This window comes from Streptomyces sp. NPDC040589 (assembly GCF_055594445.1).
In genome coordinates this window covers 131,228-150,215 of sequence record NZ_JBVIWP010000014.1, presented here as the reverse complement: position 1 = coordinate 150,215, position 18,988 = coordinate 131,228, and the positions used below count along the sequence as shown (strand labels likewise).

The 18,988-nt window shown below is 70.9% G+C and carries 19 protein-coding genes; 5 read left to right on the top strand and 14 right to left on the bottom strand.

The window, feature by feature from the left end:
* Positions 1 to 2: 2 nt before the first annotated feature.
* The 7 genes from ACZ58V_RS38855 to ACZ58V_RS38825 form a co-directional block, all read right to left on the bottom strand.
* Positions 3 to 401 carry an OB-fold nucleic acid binding domain-containing protein gene (locus tag ACZ58V_RS38855; protein WP_432967461.1) on the bottom strand — a complete coding sequence of 133 codons (399 nt, stop codon included), beginning with the start codon at positions 399 to 401 and terminating at the stop codon, positions 3 to 5.
* 53 nt (positions 402 to 454) lie between these two features.
* Positions 455 to 1,138 (bottom strand): response regulator, encoded by a 684-nt coding sequence (locus ACZ58V_RS38850; protein ID WP_468192302.1) that lies wholly within the window; start codon positions 1,136 to 1,138, stop codon positions 455 to 457.
* Entirely contained in the window at positions 1,135 to 3,678 is a 2,544-nt protein-coding gene (locus tag ACZ58V_RS38845; protein ID WP_471295966.1) for a sensor histidine kinase, read from the bottom strand. The genes ACZ58V_RS38850 and ACZ58V_RS38845 overlap by 4 nt, the downstream gene beginning before the upstream one ends.
* Positions 3,679 to 3,808: 130 nt before the next feature.
* Complete coding sequence (locus ACZ58V_RS38840; RefSeq protein WP_468192305.1) at positions 3,809 to 4,975, bottom strand: alginate lyase family protein; 1,167 nt, start codon at positions 4,973 to 4,975, stop codon at positions 3,809 to 3,811.
* Positions 4,976 to 5,144: 169 nt separating this feature from the next.
* Complete coding sequence (locus ACZ58V_RS38835; protein ID WP_468192306.1) at positions 5,145 to 5,894, bottom strand: DUF3710 domain-containing protein; 750 nt, start codon at positions 5,892 to 5,894, stop codon at positions 5,145 to 5,147.
* A gap of 1 nt (position 5,895) precedes the next feature.
* Positions 5,896 to 6,447: a dUTP diphosphatase gene (gene dut, locus ACZ58V_RS38830; RefSeq protein ID WP_471295962.1), complete on the bottom strand. Its 552-nt coding sequence runs from the start codon at positions 6,445 to 6,447 to the stop codon at positions 5,896 to 5,898.
* 86 nt (positions 6,448 to 6,533) lie between these two features.
* Positions 6,534 to 7,118, bottom strand: coding sequence for a PaaI family thioesterase (locus ACZ58V_RS38825; protein WP_215118087.1), 585 nt, complete (start codon positions 7,116 to 7,118; stop codon positions 6,534 to 6,536).
* Between the two features lie 58 nt (positions 7,119 to 7,176).
* Here ACZ58V_RS38825 and ACZ58V_RS38820 point away from each other — a divergent pair, with 58 nt between their 5' ends.
* Positions 7,177 to 7,644 carry a DUF3093 domain-containing protein gene (locus ACZ58V_RS38820; protein WP_471295961.1) on the top strand — a complete coding sequence of 156 codons (468 nt, stop codon included), beginning with the start codon at positions 7,177 to 7,179 and terminating at the stop codon, positions 7,642 to 7,644.
* Between the two features lie 42 nt (positions 7,645 to 7,686).
* Here ACZ58V_RS38820 and ACZ58V_RS38815 read toward each other — a convergent pair whose 3' ends face one another.
* From ACZ58V_RS38815 to ACZ58V_RS38800, 4 genes are all read right to left on the bottom strand, one after another.
* Positions 7,687 to 8,655: a hypothetical protein gene (locus ACZ58V_RS38815; protein ID WP_471295959.1), complete on the bottom strand. Its 969-nt coding sequence runs from the start codon at positions 8,653 to 8,655 to the stop codon at positions 7,687 to 7,689.
* A 13-nt stretch (positions 8,656 to 8,668) separates the two neighbouring features.
* On the bottom strand, positions 8,669 to 8,965 hold the full coding sequence (locus tag ACZ58V_RS38810; protein WP_003993510.1) for a DUF4193 domain-containing protein: 297 nt from the start codon (positions 8,963 to 8,965) through the stop codon (positions 8,669 to 8,671).
* A gap of 406 nt (positions 8,966 to 9,371) precedes the next feature.
* Positions 9,372 to 10,604 carry a sensor histidine kinase gene (locus ACZ58V_RS38805; protein WP_468192312.1) on the bottom strand — a complete coding sequence of 411 codons (1,233 nt, stop codon included), beginning with the start codon at positions 10,602 to 10,604 and terminating at the stop codon, positions 9,372 to 9,374.
* A gap of 6 nt (positions 10,605 to 10,610) precedes the next feature.
* Positions 10,611 to 11,264 carry a response regulator transcription factor gene (locus ACZ58V_RS38800; RefSeq protein ID WP_468192313.1) on the bottom strand — a complete coding sequence of 218 codons (654 nt, stop codon included), beginning with the start codon at positions 11,262 to 11,264 and terminating at the stop codon, positions 10,611 to 10,613.
* 438 nt (positions 11,265 to 11,702) lie between these two features.
* Here ACZ58V_RS38800 and ACZ58V_RS38795 point away from each other — a divergent pair, with 438 nt between their 5' ends.
* A complete protein-coding gene (locus ACZ58V_RS38795) occupies positions 11,703 to 11,876 on the top strand; it encodes a hypothetical protein (protein ID WP_189721794.1) in 174 nt (57 codons plus the stop codon).
* 120 nt (positions 11,877 to 11,996) lie between these two features.
* On the opposite strand, the gene ACZ58V_RS38790 is transcribed toward ACZ58V_RS38795, so the two are convergent.
* Positions 11,997 to 12,812, bottom strand: a complete 816-nt coding sequence (locus tag ACZ58V_RS38790) for an inositol monophosphatase family protein (RefSeq protein ID WP_468192314.1) — start codon at positions 12,810 to 12,812, stop codon at positions 11,997 to 11,999.
* Between the two features lie 8 nt (positions 12,813 to 12,820).
* A complete protein-coding gene (locus ACZ58V_RS38785) occupies positions 12,821 to 13,948 on the bottom strand; it encodes a ferrochelatase (protein ID WP_471295956.1) in 1,128 nt (375 codons plus the stop codon).
* A gap of 168 nt (positions 13,949 to 14,116) precedes the next feature.
* Here ACZ58V_RS38785 and ACZ58V_RS38780 point away from each other — a divergent pair, with 168 nt between their 5' ends.
* Both ACZ58V_RS38780 and ACZ58V_RS38775 read left to right on the top strand, forming a co-directional pair.
* Positions 14,117 to 15,361: an MFS transporter gene (locus tag ACZ58V_RS38780; protein WP_471295954.1), complete on the top strand. Its 1,245-nt coding sequence runs from the start codon at positions 14,117 to 14,119 to the stop codon at positions 15,359 to 15,361.
* A complete protein-coding gene (locus ACZ58V_RS38775) occupies positions 15,321 to 16,640 on the top strand; it encodes a D-arabinono-1,4-lactone oxidase (protein ID WP_468192317.1) in 1,320 nt (439 codons plus the stop codon). Before ACZ58V_RS38780 ends, ACZ58V_RS38775 begins: the two co-directional genes overlap by 41 nt.
* Here the strand turns inward: ACZ58V_RS38775 and ACZ58V_RS38770 are convergent.
* Entirely contained in the window at positions 16,564 to 17,394 is an 831-nt protein-coding gene (locus ACZ58V_RS38770) for a hypothetical protein (RefSeq protein WP_471295952.1), read from the bottom strand. The genes ACZ58V_RS38775 and ACZ58V_RS38770 overlap by 77 nt on opposite strands.
* A gap of 471 nt (positions 17,395 to 17,865) precedes the next feature.
* Between ACZ58V_RS38770 and sepH the strand changes: the two genes are divergently transcribed.
* On the top strand, positions 17,866 to 18,915 hold the full coding sequence (gene sepH, locus ACZ58V_RS38765; protein ID WP_468192319.1) for a septation protein SepH: 1,050 nt from the start codon (positions 17,866 to 17,868) through the stop codon (positions 18,913 to 18,915).
* Positions 18,916 to 18,988: the final 73 nt, after the last annotated feature.

The window sequence follows — 18,988 nt, the reverse complement described above, 5'->3', positions numbered from 1 at the left end:
GGCTACTCCCGTCCGAGGGGTCTCAGTTCGTACTTGGGGTTGAACAGCACCCGGCGGCCCCGGCTCATCGAGATCCGGCCCGATGCGATCAGCTTGCGCCCTGGCTCTATGCCCACGATGGAGCGCCTGCCGAGCCACACCACGTCCAGCGCGGCGGAGCCGTCGAACAGCTCGGCCTCCAGGGCCGGGACTCCCGCGCGCGGCCGCAGGGTGACCGTGCGCAAGGTACCAGTAACCGTCACTACCTGCCGGTCCTGACAGTCTCCGATCCGGATACAGCCGGTCGTCTCGGTGTCCTCCCGCAGCTCCTCGGACTCCAGGTCCTCTTGCGACGAGGAGAGCCGGTCGAGCATGCGCCGGAACCGGCCCGCCGGCTTCTGCGAACGAGGAACAGCACTCATGACTAGAGCGTACCGGGGCGCGCTGACAGGCACGCAGCCCTGTGCCTCAGGCGCTACTTCTCGAACCGGTAGCCCATCCCCGGTTCCGTGATGAAGTGCTTCGGATGCGAGGGGTCGGCCTCCAGCTTCCGCCGCAGCTGTGCCATGTACACGCGCAGGTAGTTCGTCTCCGTCCCGTACGACGGCCCCCACACCTCCTGGAGCAGCTGCTTCTGCCCGACCAGGCGGCCGCTGTGGCGCACCAGGACCTCCAGCAGATGCCACTCCGTGGGCGTCAGGCGTACGTCCTTCCCGGCGCGGTTGACCTTCTTCGCGGCCAGGTCGACGGTGAACTCGTCGGTCTCCACGATCATGTCGTCCTCACCTCCTCCGGCCGGCTCGGCCCGGCGTACGGCGGCCCGCAGCCGGGCCAGCAGTTCGTCCATGCCGAACGGCTTGGTGACGTAGTCATCGGCACCCGCGTCCAGCGCCTCGACCTTCTCGTCGGAGGAGTGCCGGGCGGACAGCACCAGGATCGGCACCCGCGTCCAGCCGCGCAGGCCCCTGATCACCTCGACGCCGTCCATGTCGGGCAGCCCGAGGTCGAGGACGACCACGTCGGGGTGGCGGGCGGCGGCGAGCTGGAGGGCGGTGGTGCCGTCGTGGGCCGCGTCGACCTCGTACTTGCGTGCCTTGAGGTTGATCACGAGAGCGCGCACGATCTGGGGCTCGTCGTCGACCACCAGGACGCGGGTCATGAGGCCTGCCTTTCGGGTTCTGCCGCGTGGAGCGGCTCCGGGCGTGTTCCCGCCGCGCGGAGGGTGAGGACCATGGTGAGCCCGCCACCGGGCGTGTCCTCGGCGTTCAGGGTGCCGCTCATGGCCTCGGCGAAGCCGCGTGCCACCGCGAGCCCCAGACCCACGCCGGCGCCGCGCGGGGCGTCGCCGTAGCGCTGGAAGGGTTCGAATATGCGGTCCTTGGCCTCGTCGGGGACGCCCGGCCCCCGGTCGACCACCCGCACCTCCACCCGGTCTGCGAGCGCGCTGGCGGCGACCAGCACGGGCGAGCCGGACGGACTGTACTTGACGGCGTTCTCGACCAGGTTGGCCATCGCCCGCTCCAGCAGCCCCGGGTCCACGGCGACCATCGGCAGAGTCTCCGGCACGTCCAGGTCGGCGCTGCCCTCGGGCACCCCGCCGAGCGCCATCGGCACCACCTCGTCGAGGTCGATCTCGCGGATCAGCGGGGTGACCGTGCCGGTCTGGAGGCGGGACATGTCGAGCAGGTTGCCGACGAGGTGGTCGAGGCGGTCCGCGCCCTCCTCGATGCCCTCCAGCAGTTCCGCCCGGTCCTCCTCGGACCACTCGACGTCCTCGGAGCGCAGGGAGGTCACGGCCGCCTTGATCCCGGCGAGCGGGGTGCGCAGATCGTGGCTGACGGCGGCCAGCAGAGCCGTACGGATGCGGTTGCCCTCGGCGAGCGCGCGGGCCCGGTCGGCCTCCTCCCGGAGCCGGCGGCGGTCCAGTACGACGGCGGCCTGGGCGGCGAAGGCGGCCAGCACCCGGCGGTCCTCGGCGGGCAGGACGCGGCCGGTCAGCGCGAGCGCCATATGGTCCCCGACCGGCATGTCCACGTCCGCCTGCTCGGGCCGCTCCACGGGATGTCCCTGCCCGACGCGGCCCGCGCAGGTCCACGGCTCGACGTCGCTCGCCCGTTCCAGCAGGGCCGCCGACTCCATGCCGAAGGTCTCCCGGACTCGTTCGAGCAGGTCCTCCAGGCCGGTCTCACCGCGCAGCACGTTGCCCGCGAGGAAGGACAGGATCTCGGACTCGGCCCGCAGCCTGGCCGCCTGGTGGGTGCGGCGGGCCGCGAGGTCGACCACGGAGGCCACCGCCACACCGACGGCCACGAAGATCACGATGGCGACGATGTTCTTCGGGTCGGCGATGGTCCACCGGTGCAGCGGCGGTGTGTAGAAGTAGTTCAGCAACAGCGATCCCACCGCCGCCGAGGCCAGCGCGGGAAGCAGCCCGCCGAGCAGGGCCGCCGCGACCGTCAGCGCCAGGAACAGCAGCATGTCGTTGGCGAGGCCGAGGTCGACGGTGTTGAGCAGCGCCGCCAGGGCCGGCGGGCCCGCGACGCCGACGATCCAGCCCCACACCCGCCGGGAGCGCCCGAGGCGCGCGTCCCGGGCCACCGGCAGTCCGCGGCCCTTGGCGACCTCGTCGTGGGTGACGATGTGCACGTCGAGGTCGGGCCCGGACTCCCGGGCGACCGTCGCGCCGACGCCGGGCCCGAAGACGTACTGCCAGGTCTTGCGGCGCGAGGAGCCCAGCACGATCTGGGTGGCGTTCACGCCGCGGGCGAAGTCGAGCAGGGCGGCCGGTATGTCGTCGCCCACGACGTGGTGGAAGGTGCCGCCGAGGTCCTCGGCCAGGGTCCGCTGCATCGCCAGTTCCTTGGGCGAGGCCGAGGTCAGCCCGTCACTGCGGGCTATGTAGACGGCGAGTACCTCGCCGCCGGCGCCCTTCTCGGCCAGACGTGACGCCCGGCGGATCAGCGTCCGCCCCTCCGGGCCTCCGGTCAGGCCGACGACGATCCGCTCGCGCGAGCCCCAGATCCTCGACACCCGGTGCTCGCTGCGGTACTGGGTGAGGTAGGCGTCGACCCGGTCCGCCACCCACAGCAGCGCCAGCTCCCGCAGGGCGGTCAGGTTGCCCGGCCGGAAGTAGTTGGAGAGGGCCGCGTCGACCTTGTCCGGCTTGTAGATGTTGCCGTGCGCCATCCGCCGCCGCAGCGCCTCGGGCGACATGTCGACCAGCTCGATCTGGTCGGCCCGCCGTACCACCTCGTCGGGCACGGTCTCCTGCTGCCGCACCCCGGTGATCGACTCCACGACGTCGCCGAGGGATTCCAGGTGCTGGATGTTGACGGTCGAGATCACGTCGATCCCGGCCGCGAGCAGCTCCTCCACGTCCTGCCAGCGCTTGGCGTTGCGGGAGCCGGGGACGTTCGTGTGGGCCAGTTCGTCCACCAGGGCGACCTGGGGGCGGCGGGCCAGGACGGCGTCGAGGTCCGTCTCGGGAAAGAGTCCGCCGCGGTACTCCAGCTGCCTGCGCGGCACCTGCTCCAGGCCGTGCAGCATCACCTCGGTGCGGGGCCGGTCGTAGTGCTCGACGAAGGCCACCACGCAGTCGGTGCCCCGCTCGACACGGCGATGCGCCTCGGAGAGCATCGCGTACGTCTTGCCGACGCCCGGTGCCGCACCGAGGTAGATCCGAAACTTGCCGCGTGCCATGGCCTCATTGTCTTCCGGTCCGCTGTTTGCGCAGCGTCGACCTTACGGCCAGCAAATACGGCATACGGGTGCCGGGCGCGGCCGCGGACCGTCTTTGACGGAACTCTGACGCGCCCGGCGGGTCAGGGCCTCACGCGGGATTGTCGCCGTGGCTGAGGGTCTCCCAGGCGACGAAGAGGTTGTTGCTGCCGGCCGGGCGGCCCCGCAGGGTCAGCGTCTCGGTGTTGGTCATGGGGTGTCCGAGGCGGTTGGCCAGGGCGTTGTGCCCGACCTCGGGGACCGGCCCGAGCCCGAGCTTGAGCGAGCCGCCGCACAGCCAGCCCGGGGCGGCGGCGCCGAGCTGGTACTTGGCGTGGAAGCCGAGCCCGTGCCGCAGCCGCTCGCCCACGTCGGTGCCGTAGAGGTCCTGGCCCTGGATCCGGCTGGTCTCGGCGATGTGCGAGATGGCCGAGAGGCCGTAGCCGGTGTGGGTGAAGTCCCGGCAGGTCTCCTGGCTGAGCCCGTCGACGAAGGTCGACTGCCCCTGCCAGTACCGGACGATCTTCTCCCGGGTGTTCAGGTTCTGGCTCGGCACGGTCTTCGGCAGCCCACCGTCGGAGGCCAGGTAGACGTAGGCGGCCGTACGCGTGCGGAACTTCGCCATGGCCTTGTCGTACGACGCCTTGTCCTCCAGGAAGACGGAGATGCCGACGGCGGCCTCCATCATCGACAGCTCCCAGTTCCCGTTGGAGTTGGAGCCGTTGATCACTTCCGGGAGGTAGACGTTCCGCAGCATGGTGGCGAAGCGGCCGGAGTTCGCCCAGGTCCCGGTGTACGTGTACTTGATGATCTCGGCGGCCTTGGGCCAGGAGGAGCCGGCCCAGCCGGTCTGCAGGGGCGCGTTGCTGTTGGTGTGGTCCCTGATCACGGCCGACCAGGCGTCCATCAACTCGATGGCCTTGCGCGCGTGCCGTTCGTCGCGGGTGACGTACCAGGCGAGGGCCTGGGTGTAGGCGGCGATCGCGTCCTCGCGTTCGTCGGTGCAGCCGTGGTTGGGGTCGGAGTACGAACCGCACTCGACGACGGCCCGGGGCTCGGGCGTGCGGTTCAGGTCGGCGTACTTGCTCGCCATCATCCGGTCGAAGGCGCCCTTCCAGGGCTGGGCGCCGGAGTTGACCTTGGAGCGGGTGAAGTCCAGCTGCCCCTTGGAGACGGTGACTCCGGGGTGGACGAAGCTGCTGGGAGCGGCGTCGGCGGGCCAGGCGAGGACACCGGCGACGAGGGCCGCCGCGGCCGCTGACAGTGCGGTTCTGCGCATAGGTGGGGGCCTTCCGTTCTCGTATGTGAACGTAAAGCGCCTTTATGAACAGACGCGTTGGACGGAGACCGTAGGTACAGACCAATGACCCGTCAAGGCTTCACGCATGAGCAGGCATGAGAAAGGGCCGCACCCCTGGGGGGGTACGGCCCTGCTGTCTCCACGCGCCTCAGCGGACCTCGGTGATCTCCGGCCCGCGCTGGAGCTGGCCCATTCCGCCGGCGAAGCGGGAGCCCTCCTCCTGCTGGACGCCCTCGGGGACCATCTGGGCGTCGTTCGGCAGCTTCAGGACGATCGGGTCGCGAGGCGCCATCGGGCCCTCGCCGCGGACCACGACCGTGTCCCGGAAGATCTGCTCGAGCAGCCCGGCCGCCTGCGGCTGCACCGCGCCCTGGCCCGAGATGACCCCGCGCAGGAACCACCGGGGCCCGTCCACGCCGATGAACCGCACGACCTGGAAGCCGCCGGTGCCGTCCGGCAGCTGCACCGGCACCTGGGCCCGCAGCTCCCAGCCCAGCGGACCTTCGACCTCGTCGACGATGCCGCCCTGCTGGGTGATGCCCGAGCCGATCTCCTCGCGCACCTCGCCCCAGATGCCCTCACGCTTGGGCGCGGCGAAGCCCTGCAGCTGGACGGCGCTGTCGCGCAGCACCACCGTCGCCGCCACGATCGCGTCACCCGCGACCTCGACCCTGAGCTCCATGCCCTCGACGCCCGGCACGAACAACCCGCCCAGGTCGACCCGGCCCTCGGCCGGATCGTGGACCTCGGAGCTGTCCCAGGGCCCGTCGGGCCGCGGCGCCGGCTCGAGCCTCAGGCGCTCGCTCTCGTCCGCCTCACTGTCGACACCGTCGACGACCTGCTCGGTCTCGCCGGCCGCGTCCTCGGCGGCATCCCTATTCTTGCGACGTCCGAACACGTCACTGTCCTTCCCGGTCGGATACGACCGAAGCGTATCGATTCCCACCCGTCCGACCGCCCAGGGCGGCCTGACCGCTTGTGCCGCTCGTCCCGTCCACCGCCGCATGGCCTCCGGTGGACCCGAAGCTCCCCTCGGCCCGCGCCGAGTCGGGAAGTTTTGCCACCTCTTGGAAGCGAACCTTCTCGACCTGCTGGACTACCAGTTGGGCAATCCGGTCGAAGCGCTCGAACCGCACGGCCTCGCGCGGGTCGAGATTTACCACGATCACCTTGATCTCCCCACGGTACCCGGCATCAACCGTCCCCGGGGCATTCACCAGGGCGACGCCGCAGCGGGCGGCCAGACCGGATCGCGGGTGCACGAAGGCCGCGTACCCCTCCGGCAGCGCCACAGACACTCCCGTGGGCAGCACGGCCCGCTCGCCCGGCTCCAGTTGGCACGCCTCGGTGGTGCGCAGATCGGCTCCCGCGTCACCGGGCTGCGCATACGACGGAAGGGGTACGTCCGGGTCGACGCGCCGGATCAGCACGTCCAGGGGCTGACGGCTCACGGGGCTCGTGGGAGTCATGGGGCTTTCCGTGCTCGCGGGGTCGGTGGGGCTCATGGGGCCGGCTGGGCTCACGGGGCTTTCCGGGCTCACGGGTTCACCTCGAAGGCACGGGCGCGCCGGACCTGGTCCGGGTCGTTCATGGCCGCCTGGATCTCCTCCTGGCGGCCGTGGTCGACGAAGTGGTCGACCTTCACCTCGACGAAGAGCGCGTCGGCGCGCACGGCGACGGGCCCATCGGGGCCTCCCACGCGTCCGGTCGCGGTCGAGTAGATCTTCCGCCCGGCCACCGCCGTCACCTCCGCCTGAAGGTGCAGCGTGGTGCCGACGGGCACGGGCCCCACGAAGTCGGTCTCCAGCCGCCCGGTCACGGCGATCGTCCGCAGCAGCCAGTTCAGCGAGCCGAGAGCCTCGTCCAGGGCGGTGGCGAGCACCCCGCCGTGCGCGAGGCCGGGGGCTCCCTGGTGGGCGGGCCGCACGGTGAACTCGGCGGTGAGTGACACGCCCTCGCCGGCCCGCGCCTCCAGGTGCAGCCCGTGCGGCTGGTCGCCGCCACAGCCGAAACACTGGCCGTAGTGCGCGCCGAGAAGCTCACCGGGCGCCGGAGCGTCCGGATGTCGCACCGGTCGCACGGCGTCGGCCGGAGGCTGAAGAGCTGCGGAAGTACGACTCACAGCCGGAGACCTTACCCGCGCGTCGGCCCGTTCCGGACACCGTGTCAAGCTTGGCTCCATGCAGCTCTCCGCCGCCCCGTACGAAGAACGCCTCACCGCCCCCCGGACGTGGTGGCTGATCTCGTTCCTCGTCGGCGTCTCGATGGCCCTGATCCTGCTTCCGTTCGGCACGCTGCCCATGCTCGGCGGCCTGGCCGGAGGCACCGCGGTCGCGGCCGTCGCCGCGAGTTCGTACGGCTCGGTACGCATCCGTGTGGTGGGCGATTCACTGATCGCGGGCGAGGCGAAGATCCCGCTGGCGGCGCTGGGCGAGGCGGAGATCCTGGACGCGGAGGAGGCGCGCGCCTGGCGCACGTACAAGGCCGACCCGCGCGCCTTCCTGCTGCTGCGGGCCTACATCCCCACGGCCCTGCGCGTGGAGGTCACGGACCCGGAGGACCCGACTCCGTACCTGTATCTGTCCACCCGCGAGCCGGAGCGTCTGGCGGAGGCGCTGAGGGCCACGAAGCAGGCGAAGCCGGAGTAGTACATCCGAGCGAGGCTTCACCCGACGGCGGACGGGCGGGCTTCAGCGCCCGTCGTCGTGCTTGTCGTCCTTGTCGTCGCGTTCCGCGTCCGCGCGGCGGCCCAGAGGGTCGCTGGTGATCTCGCCCATCTCCAGGGCGTCCGCCGGACGTTCCAGGGCGGGAAGCGCCTCGAGGGCCTCCCAGGGCACCTGGAGCTTGCGCAGGTCCGCACGGATCCGGGCGGCGAGCTTTCTCGTCTCGCTGCGGTTCATGGCCGCCCCCACGGCCGCGCCCACCAGGAACGGGATCAGGTTCGGCATGCTGCGGACCATCCGCTTCATGATCCGCTGCCGCAGCTCCCGCTTCATGCGGCTGTTCAGCGCCACGCTCAGCGTCGACGGCTTGGTCGCGTCGATCCCGCGCTCTCCGGACCATGAGTCGAGATAGGCGGTGCTGCGCTGCTTGAGGTTGCCAGGCGGCCGTACGCCGTAGACCTCGTGGAGTTCGGCGATCAGCTTCAGCTCGATCGCGGCGACGCCGGTGACCTCGGCGGCCAGTTCCGTCGGCAACGCGGGCGGCACGGGAAGCATCGCGGCCGCACCGATGCCCGCTCCGACCGTGGCCGTCGCGCTCGCCGCGCCCGCGACGAGTTTGTCCGCGAGCTCTTCGGGCCCGAGGCCCGGGAACTGCCTGCGGAGCGTCGCCAGGTCCCGTACGGGGATCCGCGGCGACAATTCGATGATCCGGTCGGCGAGGTACGCGAGCCCCGCCCGGGCCCGGACACCGCCCTTGCGGGCGCTCTCCCTGGCCCTCCCCCGGATCGTCCCCGCCCGCCGTCGGGCGACGGGCACGGGGACATCCACGGACGCCGGGAGGTCACCCCGGTCCGAGGCCGGTTCGAGCGAGGCCGCCCCCGTACCGGTTGGGCCTCGCTCGTCGTCACGCACGCCGTGCTGCGGGCCGTCCATCGGCCCTTCGTCCGCCTTCCGCTTGGAGAAGCGGCGCTTCCAGGGAGGGGTCGAGCCAGTCACGGCCGACCCGCCCTCAGTCGCAGTCGCGGCAGATCGGCTGACCGTTCTTCTCCCGGGCCAGCTGGCTGCGGTGGTGCACCAGGAAGCAGCTCATGCAGGTGAACTCGTCCTGCTGCTTCGGGAGCACCCGGACGGCCAGCTCCTCGTTCGAGAGATCGGCTCCGGGCAGCTCGAGGCCTTCGGCGGCCTCGAATTCGTCGACGTCCACTGCGGAAGCCGACTTGTCGTTCCGGCGAGCCTTCAGCTCTTCGAGGCTGTCCGAGTCAACGTCGTCATCGGTCTTGCGTGGAGTGTCGTAATCGGTTGCCATGGTCGCTCTCCCCCTCTGGGTGTCTGCGGTGTCTCCAGCGCACGTAACGCGTGAGAGGCCGGACTTGTGCCCGACCTGAGGCGGAGATTTTGCCTCACATCAAGGTCTGTTACTCAATCGACACCCAACCGGACTCCTGACGAGTGATCGGCTTGGATGGCGATGGGGACCGTACACGGTCCGAATGCCGCACCTCAAAGGCGTCTCACCCTGTACTTCCCGTGATCAAGACCCCCGAAAACCGGGATTTTCCCGGCTTTCCGACAGGACTCATGATCACGGAGAGTAGATGGCCGGAAAGGCGCCCCTGTGATCGATCACACACGGGGTGCCCGAGGTGAGGCCTCAGAAATTCCGCGCAAAGCGAACATCCCCGTGCACCGCCGAGTTGATCGGCGACATGATCTCAGATGGGCAGCGTGACTCGCATCACGAGCCCACCTCCCTCACGTGGCTGGGCGTAGATATGCCCGCCGTGCGCCCGGGCCACGGACCGGACGATGGACAGACCGAGTCCGACGCCCTTGTCGCTGCCCGTGCGCTCCGTGCGCAGCCGCCGGAACGGCTCGAAGAGATTGTCGATCTCGTACGCCGGCACGACCGGGCCCGTGTTCGAGACGACCAGGAGCGCCTGGCCGTGCTGGACCTCGGTGGTGACCTCGACCCAGCCGTCCTCGGCGACGTTGTAGCGCACGGCGTTCTGCACCAGGTTGAGCGCGATCCGCTCCAGCAGCACGCCATTGCCCTGGACGACCGCCGGCTTCTGTTCGCCACGGATCCGCACGCCCTTGTCCTCGGCCTCGCCGTGCACCTGGTCGATGGCCTGCGAGGCGACCTCGGCGAGGTCCACCGGGCCCCGCTCCACGATCTGGTTGTCGCTGCGGGCGAGCAGCAGCAGACCCTCGACGAGCCGCTCGCTGCGCTCGTTGGTGGCCAGCAGCGTCTTACCGAGCTGCTGGAGCTCCATCGGTGCGCCCGGATCGGACAGATGCACCTCCAGGAGCGTGCGGTTGATCGCCAGCGGCGTCCTCAGCTCGTGCGAGGCGTTGCCGACGAAGCGCTGCTGGGCGGTGAAGGCGCGCTGCAGCCGCTCCAGCATGTCGTCGAAGGTGTCCGCCAGCTCCTTCAGCTCGTCGTCCGGGCCGTCCAGCTCGATCCGGCGGGACAGGTCGGAGCCCGCCACCGCGCGGGCGGTGCGGGTGATCCGGCCCAGCGGCGACAGGACCCGGCCGGCCATGGCGTAGCCGAAGGCGAAGGCGATGACCGCCAGGCCCAGCAGGGCCAGGAGCGAGCGGCTGAGCAGGTTGTCCAGGGCGGCCTGACGCTGATCGTTGACGCACTGGTTCATGGCGTGGTTGAACTCGCTGGGCGAGGCCTGGCTGGGCAGGTTGCAGATGTCGCTGGTGACCTTGCCCTCGACGATCTTGAAGGGCAGTTCACTGCCCACGTTCAGCGCCTGCGCGGCCAGCAGGTAGATGATCGACAGCAGCAGGATGCCGGCGATCAGGAACATGCCGCCGTAGAGCAGCGTGAGCCGTATGCGGATGGTCGGGCGCAGCCACGGGAAGGGCGGCGCGGGCCTTCTGGGGTCCCAGGTGGGCTTCGGGGGCGCCTGCGGAGGCGCGGGAGTCGCTGCCACGGGGTATCAGATCCGGTAGCCGGAGCCGGGGACCGTGACGATGACGGGCGGCTCGCCGAGCTTGCGGCGCAGGGTCATGACGGTCACACGCACGACGTTCGTGAACGGGTCGGTGTTCTCGTCCCAGGCCTTCTCCAGCAGCTGCTCCGCCGAGACGACGGCGCCCTCGCTGCGCATCAGCACCTCCAGGACGGCGAACTCCTTGGGTGCGAGCTGGACCTCCTTGCCGTCGCGGAAGACCTCGCGGCGGTTGGGGTCGAGCTTGATGCCGGAGCGCTCCAGGACGGGCGGAAGGGGCATGCTGGTGCGCCGGCCGAGGGCCCGCACGCGAGCGATGAGCTCGCTGAACGCGAAGGGCTTGGGCAGATAGTCGTCGGCGCCGATCTCCAGGCCCTCCACACGGTCGCTGACGTCGCCGGAGGCCGTGAGCATCAGCACGCGCGTGGGCATGCCCAGCTCGACGATCTTGCGGCAGACGTCGTCGCCGTGCACGAGCGGGAGGTCGCGGTCGAGGACGACCACGTCGTAGTCGTTGACGCCGATGCGCTCGAGGGCGGCCGCCCCGTCGTACACGACGTCGACGGCCATGGCCTCCCGGCGCAGTCCGGTGGCCACCGCATCGGCGAGCAGTTGCTCGTCCTCGACGACGAGTACGCGCACGTCCCTGGTCCTTCCTCATGTCCACCCGCACAGCGCTTCACAGGCGCATGCGGGCAGGGGGCTTCGACGGTCTGTTGGTGTGTTGCCCTCCATCCTGCCCTTTTCGGCCATAAGTCGGAGGTAAGGCGGGTGAGGGAGAGGTCGGGCCCGGGTGTGAGTGCGGGTGCGGGTGCGGGGAATAGGAGATTTTCTCCTCCGGTTAGGTTTCCACGGAAGGGAGCTTGGGGAGGACGGCTTTACATCCCACGATCACACTCTGCTGGCACCGCACCACCATGCGGTGCGCACCAATCCGCTTTTCCGCAGAGCGGGCGTGGGTGTCCGGCACCGCCGCCGCCCAGCACAGCGGCGCTGGGCATCCACCGGCGACGTGATCGTCCCTTCCGAACGGCACACCCCCGTGCCATCGACCCACGACCCAGGACGAGGGGGCGCAGCATGGACGCATTCACCGCAGGACTTCTGCAGCGCATAAGGGCGACCGAGTCCGATCTCGACCGGGCTCGCGACGAGGGCGACGACTTCCTCGTCGAGGTGGAGCAGGGCGAGCTCGACGACCTGCGCCGCCTCGCCGCCGAGCACGGTGTGGAGGTCGGCGCAGCGAGCGTCTGATCAGGCCGTACGAAGCGGGCCCCGGCGAATCCAGCGCCGGGGCCCGCTTCGTCGTCGTACGGGCCCGTTCACCCGGTGTTCAGCACGGCGTCGGCCGTCGTACGCCGGTCCGGGCCGACCTCAGTCGTGCCAGGCGCCGAAGTCCTCCAGGAGGCGCTGGAGGGGTTCGAAGACACCCGGGGTCCCCGCGACCGCCAGATCACCGGACGGGCGCTCTCCGGGGCGTCCACCGGTCAGGGCGCCCGCCTCCCGGGCGATCAGGTCGCCCGCCGCCAGGTCCCAGGCGTGCAGACCGCGCTCGTAGTAGCCGTCCAGGCGTCCCGCGGCCAGGTCGCACAGGTCGACCGCGGCCGAGCCGCCGCGCCGGATGTCGCGCAGCAGCGGGATCAGGCGCCGGGCGACCTCGGCCTGGTGAGTGCGGACCTCGGCGACGTAGTTGAAGCCCGTCGAGACCAGCGCCTGGTCCAGGGGCGGCGCGGGGCGGCAGGCCAGCCGGCGCTCGCCGTCCCAGGCGCCCGTGGCCCAGGCACCGCCGCCGAGCACGGCGTGGAACGTCTCGCCGCGCATCGGGGCCGTGACGACTCCGACGACGGTCTCGCCGTCCTGCTCGGCGGCGATGGAGACGGCCCAGGTGGGGAGCCCGTACAGGTAGTTGACCGTGCCGTCGAGCGGGTCGATCACCCAGCGGATGCCGCTCGTGCCGTCACTGGAAGCGCCCTCCTCGCCGAGGATGCCGTCGTCCGGGCGGCGCTCCGCGATCAGGCCGGTGATCAGCTTCTCGGCCGCGATGTCCATCTCCGTGACGACGTCGATGGGGCTGGACTTGGTCGCGGCGACCGCCAGGTCGGCCGGGCGCCCGTCCCTCAGCAGCGCGCCCGCGCGGCGGGCGGCCTCCTGGGCGAGTTCGAGCAGGTCCGTGTGCAGGGGGTCGGTCACGGGACTCCTCACGCGTAGGTGCTGTCGGCGCCCGCCGCGGCGGGCCGGGGGGCGCGGGCCGGGCAGCAGCCGACCGGGCAGAGGTCGTGGCTCGCCCCGAGGGCGCCCAGGGCACACGGGGTGACCTCCTGCCCGCGCTCGACGGCGGCCCGCTCCACGACGAGCTCGCGGATCGCGGCGGCGAACCTCGGGTCGGCGCCGACGGTGGCCGAGCGGCGCATCGGCAGCCCCAGCTCCTCGGCCCTGGCCTTGGCCTCCGTGTCGAGGTCGTAGAGGACCTCCATGTGGTCGGAGACGAACCCGATGGGCGCGATCACGACGGCGGGGACACCGGCCGCGTGCCGCTCCTCCAGGTGGTCACAGATGTCGGGCTCCAGCCACGGGATGTGCGGGGCTCCGGAGCGGGACTGGTAGACGAGCTGCCAGGGGTGGTCGACGCCGGTGCGCTCGCGGACGGCGTCGGCGATCTGCTGCGCCACGTCCAAGTGCTGCTTCACGTACGCGCCGCCGTCGCCGTGCTCCTCGACAGGGCCGGAGGTGTCGGCGGAGGCCGTCGGGATCGAGTGGGTCGAGAAGGCGAGGTGCGCCCCGTCGCGGACGCCCTCGGGAAGCTCGGCGAGGGACTGCAGCACCCCGTCGATCATGGGCTCCAGGAAGCCCGGGTGGTTGAAGTAGTGCCGCAGCTTGTCGACCCGGGGCAGCTCCAGGGCCTCGCTCTCCAGGGCCGCGAGCGCGTCGGCGAGGTTCTCGCGGTACTGGCGGCAGCCCGAGTACGAGGCGTAGGCGCTGGTGGCGAGGACCAGAATGCGGCGGCGGCCGTCGCGGACCATCTCGCGCAGCGTGTCCGTCAGGTACGGCGCCCAGTTGCGGTTGCCCCAGTAGACCGGCAGGTCGAGGCCGTGGTCGGCGAAGTCCTTGCGCAGGGCGTCCAGCAGGGCGCGGTTCTGGTCGTTGATGGGGCTGACCCCGCCGAACAGGAAGTAGTGCTGCCCGACTTCCTTGAGGCGTTCCTTGGGGATGCCACGCCCGCGCGTCACGTTCTCCAGGAACGGGACCACGTCGTCCGGGCCTTCCGGGCCGCCGAAGGAGAGCAGCAGCAGGGCGTCGTAGGGGGTGACATCGCGCGCGTCTGGCATGGGTCGATCCTGCCACCCTGCACTGACACCCGGGAAACGGCGGGGTGACACCTGCGCGGCAGCCGGGTCGGGGCCGGTCCGGGCTGGGCCGAACGGGTGCCACGGGGCCTTCCGGGGCGTAAGGTGTGTCGACTGCGTTCGCAGCTTACTGAGCCCTTCGGAGACCCGTTGCCCAGCCCCTACCGCGCCCTGTTCGCAGCCCCAGGCTCCAAGGGTTTCTCCGCTGCGGGCTTCCTCGGCCGGATGCCGCTGTCGATGATGGGCATCGGCGTGGTCGCGATGGTCTCCCAGCTCACCGGGCGGTACGGCCTGGCCGGTGCCCTGTCGGCGACCATCGCGCTGGCCGCGGCGATGGCGGGACCGCAGGTCTCGCGACTGGTCGACCAGTACGGACAGCGGCGGGTGCTGCGCCCGGCGACGCTGCTGTCGCTGACCGCCGCGGCCGTGCTGCTGTTCGCCGCGCACTACGGGTGGCCGGACTGGGTGCTGTTCGTGGCGTGTGCGGGCATCGGCTGCGTGCCGAGCGTCGGCGCGATGATCCGGGCCCGCTGGGCGGCGCTGTACCGGGGCACGCCGCAGCTGCACACCGCGTACTCCTTCGAGTCCGTGGTGGACGAGGTGTGCTTCGTCTTCGGGCCGATCATCTCCATCGGCCTGTCCACGGCCTGGTTCCCGGAGGCCGGTCCGCTGCTCGCCGCCTGCTTCCTGGCGGCCGGCGTCTTCTGGCTGACCGCGCAGCGCGCCACCGAGCCCGAGCCGCACCCGCGCGAGCGGCACGGCGGCGGCGGTGGTTCGGCGATCCGCGCGCGGGGCCTTCAGGTCCTGGTGGCCACCTTCGTGGCGACCGGGGCGATCTTCGGCGCCGTCGACGTGGTCACCGTGGCCTTCGCCGACGAGGAGGGGCACAAGGCCGCGGCAAGCATCGTCCTCGCGCTGTACGCGGCGGGGTCCTGCGTGGCGGGCATGATCTTCGGGCTCCTGCACTTCGCCGGGCCGCCGGAACGTCGGTGGTTGCTGAGCGTGTGCGCCATGGCCGTGAGTATGATCCCCCTCCTACTGGTCGGAAACTTGCCGTTTCTGGCCGTGGCGCTGTTCGTTGCGGGACTGTCCATCGCTCCGACGATGATCACGACGATGTCCCTCATCGAAGAGCACGTACCACGTGCGCAGCTCACCGAGGGGATGACCTGGGTGAGCACCGGGCTCGCGGTGGGGGTCGCACTCGGCTCCTCCGCGGCCGGCTGGGTGATCGACGCGGCCGGGGCGCGTGCCGGGTACGGGGTTCCGGCGGTGGCCGGGGCCGTCGCGGTCGCGGTGGGTTTCCTGGGATTCCGCCGGCTCAAGCGGCCGGCTCCGGGTCGGGGAGGCTCCGTTGAGCAGCACAGCGAACGGAAAGAACGGCACGTGGCGTAACTGGGGCGGCAACGTCTCCGCGCGTCCCGCGCGGCAGGTCACCCCGGCCTCCGTCGACGAGCTTGCCGCCGCCGTGCGGCAGGCCGCCGAGGACGGCCTCAGGGTGAAGGCCGTCGGCACCGGGCACTCCTTCACGTCCATAGCCGCGACGGACGGTGTATTGATCCGCCCTCAACTGTTGACCGGCATACGCGGCATTGATCGCGACGCCATGACGGTCACGGTGGAGGCCGGCACCCCGCTCAAGAGGCTCAACATGGCCCTCGCTCGTGAGGGTCTGTCGCTCACGAACATGGGCGACATCATGGAGCAGACCGTCTCCGGCGCCACCAGCACCGGCACGCACGGCACGGGCCGCGACTCCGGCTCGATCGCCGCCCAGATCCGGGGCCTGGAGCTGGTCACGGCGGATGGCTCGGTGCTCAGCTGCTCCGAGAAAGAAAACCCGGAGGTGTTCGCCGCGGCCCGTCTCGGCCTCGGCGCGCTGGGCATCGTCACCGCGATCACATTCGCCGTCGAGCCCGTCTTCCTGCTCACGGCCCGCGAGGAACCGATGCCGTTCGACCAGGTCCTCGCCGACTTCGAGGAACTCTGGACCGAGAACGAGCACTTCGAGTTCTACTGGTTCCCGCATACCAACAGCACCAACACCAAGCGCAACAACCGCAGCGCGGGCCCGGAGAAGCCCGTGCCGCAGCTCCAGGGCTGGTTCGAGGACGAGTTCCTCTCCAACGGCGTCTTCCAGGTGGCCAACTGGGTCGGCCGCGCGGTGCCCGCCACGATCCCCGCGATCGCGCAGATCTCCAGCAAGGCCCTGTCCGCGCGGAGCTACACCGACATCCCTTACAAGGTCTTCACGTCTCCGCGCCGGGTGCGCTTCGTGGAGATGGAGTACGGCGTTCCGCGCGCGGCCGTCGGCGACGCGCTGCGCGAGCTGAAGGCCATGGTCGACCGCTCAGGGCTGAGGGTCAGCTTCCCCGTCGAGGTGCGCACCGCTCCCGCCGACGACATCACGCTGTCCACCGCCTCCGGCCGTGACACCGCGTACATCGCCGTCCACATGTTCCAGGGCACGCCCTACCAGCGGTACTTCACCGCGGCCGAGCGCATCTTCACCGCCCACGAGGGCCGTCCGCACTGGGGCAAGGTCCACACCAGGGACGCCGAGTACTTCTCCCGGGTGTATCCGCGCTTCGGCGAGTTCACGGAGCTGCGGGATCGTCTCGACCCTGATCGGCGGTTCCAGAACGACTACTTGCGGCGGGTTCTGGGGGCGTAGGCGACGCGCTGGGGGTTGCGCTCTCGGGGTCCTCACTCCCCTCGTCGCTCGGCGTGGGCGTCGGACCGGTCGCCGTACCGGTGTCGTCGCCGGGAGCGGGCGAGGTGTCCTCACCTCGCGGTGCGCCGGTGCCGGCGCCCTCGCCCGTGCCTGACGGGCTGGCCGTTGTGGTGTCGCCGCCGGAATCGGAGCCCCCGGAGTCGTCGGCGGTCCCGGAGTCCTCCGAATCTCGGCCGCCCGAACGCCCGGAGTCCGACGCGGCATTGCCGCCACCGGAGAAGGCGTCGCCGACGGTCGTGCTGCGTCCGCCGCTGAGGCTGTGGCCCGAGGCGAGCTCGTAGGTGGTGATTCCGGCCATCGTGACGCCGAAGACCACGGCCGCCGCGAGCACCGGCCGCTTCCATCCCCTGACCCGGGCGCGGTAGACGGTGCCCTCGGTGAACTCGCCGGGCACCGGAGGCGCTTGCTCCGCGGGCCCGGCCGCCACCCTGGCAGGCACGGTCGTGACGCTGCGGATCTGCTCGCCGGTCTGCTTGAAGAAGTGCTGGAAGAGGGAGCCGCCGCAGGTGGCGACGACACTGACGACGCCGGCGCCGAGGATCGTGCCGTAGACCCCGAAGTAGGACGCCAGTTTGGCGGCGAGGACCGCCGCGAGGGCGCCGCCCGCGACCTGGGGCATGTTCAGGTCGATCCGCTTGCGCCCCTCCGTCTCCGGGTCGCTCGTTCCACCGACACCATCGGGCCTTTCACGCATCCCCGGATCTTGCCTGCCTTTCCCGTACACCGTCGTTCAACTGCACAAGAAGGGGACGGCTGACCGAAACCGATAGTTCCGTTTCTGGTGATTACGTGAACTTCCCCACGTTCAAGATCACGAATTGGGGGCAAGGGGCGACCGAGTCCCCCCTCTTGCCAGAAGTTGGGCGGCGCGCCAATCCACGCACGTGGCCCAAATGGAGTACTGTGGCGAGCCCTGGGTCCGGTCTCCCACCAGGGTGTACGGGGCCTTTAAGGACCGCCGGGAGGGGGCTAGTTGCACAGGGTGACAGAGTTCGTCACTTAGCGTTGCGAATAGGTAACCGTGCCATAACGGCGATCCAGGGCCCGTGCCCGACACGCCGGGCAACTCGGCAAGGTTGTGGCAGGCTGCACCCGGGCAGGCCACACTCGACTAGCGGAAGCAGCGACGCACGTGACGTCGGCAGGCACCACCCGGGAGGTCCCCATGCCCGAACTGCGTGTCGTGGCCGTCTCGAATGACGGCACACGGCTGGTGCTGAAGGCTGCGGACAGCACGGAGTACACGCTTCCGATCGACGAACGGCTCCGCGCCGCCGTGCGCGGCGACCGTCCCCGCCTCGGCCAGATCGAGATCGAGGTGGAGAGCCACCTCCGCCCCCGCGACATCCAGGCGCGTATACGAGCCGGCGCGACCGCGGAAGAGGTCGCGCAAATGGCAGGCATCCCCGTCGACCGGGTGCGCCGCTTCGAGGGCCCGGTGCTCGCAGAGCGTGCCTTCATGGCCGAGCGGGCCCGCAAGACCCCGGTCCGCCGACCCGGCGAGAACTCCGGTCCGCCGCTGGGCGAGGCCGTGCAGGAGCGACTGCTCGTGCGCGGCGTGGACAAGGACACCGTCCAGTGGGACTCGTGGCGTCGCGACGACGGCACGTGGGAGGTCCTGCTGGTCTACCGCGTCGCCAGTGAGCCGCACTCTGCGAGCTGGACCTACGACCCGCCCCGGCGACTCGTCCAGGCCGTCGACGACGAGGCGCGCATGCTCATCGGCGAGTCCGACGACCTGGCAGCGCCCGAACCCAGCTTCCCGTTCGTCCCGCGGATCGCCCGGCTGCCGCGCGACCGGCCGCTGGACCGGCCCGCCGACCGTGAGCGGCCCGCCCTGCCCGCGCAGGCATCCGAACCGCTCGAGGAGAGCACGGCTGCCACGGGCGAGCGGGACTCGCTGACCAGCCTGCTGGAGGCGGTGCCGAGCTTCCGTGGCGACCTGGTGGTGCCGGAGCGCCCGGCGCCGGAGCCCGATGAGGAGGAGCCCCTCGTCGTCGAGCCCGAGGAGGAGGAGCCCCCGGCCCCCGCCGCCTCGGCCGGTTCCGCCTACGCGGACGTCCTCATGCCGCGCTCCGTGGGCGCCCACCGCGACCGGCTCATCGGTTCCACCGACCGCCAGGCCGAGGCCGACGGCGTCCGTCCGGGTCGCAGAGCCGCCGTCCCGAGCTGGGACGAGATCGTGTTCGGGACGCGGCGCAAGAAGCAGGAGTAACCGGGACACGCGGCGTTGACGCCGACCGTACGGCCCTGAGGGCCGCGCCTTCCGGGCGCGGCCCTCTGCGCAC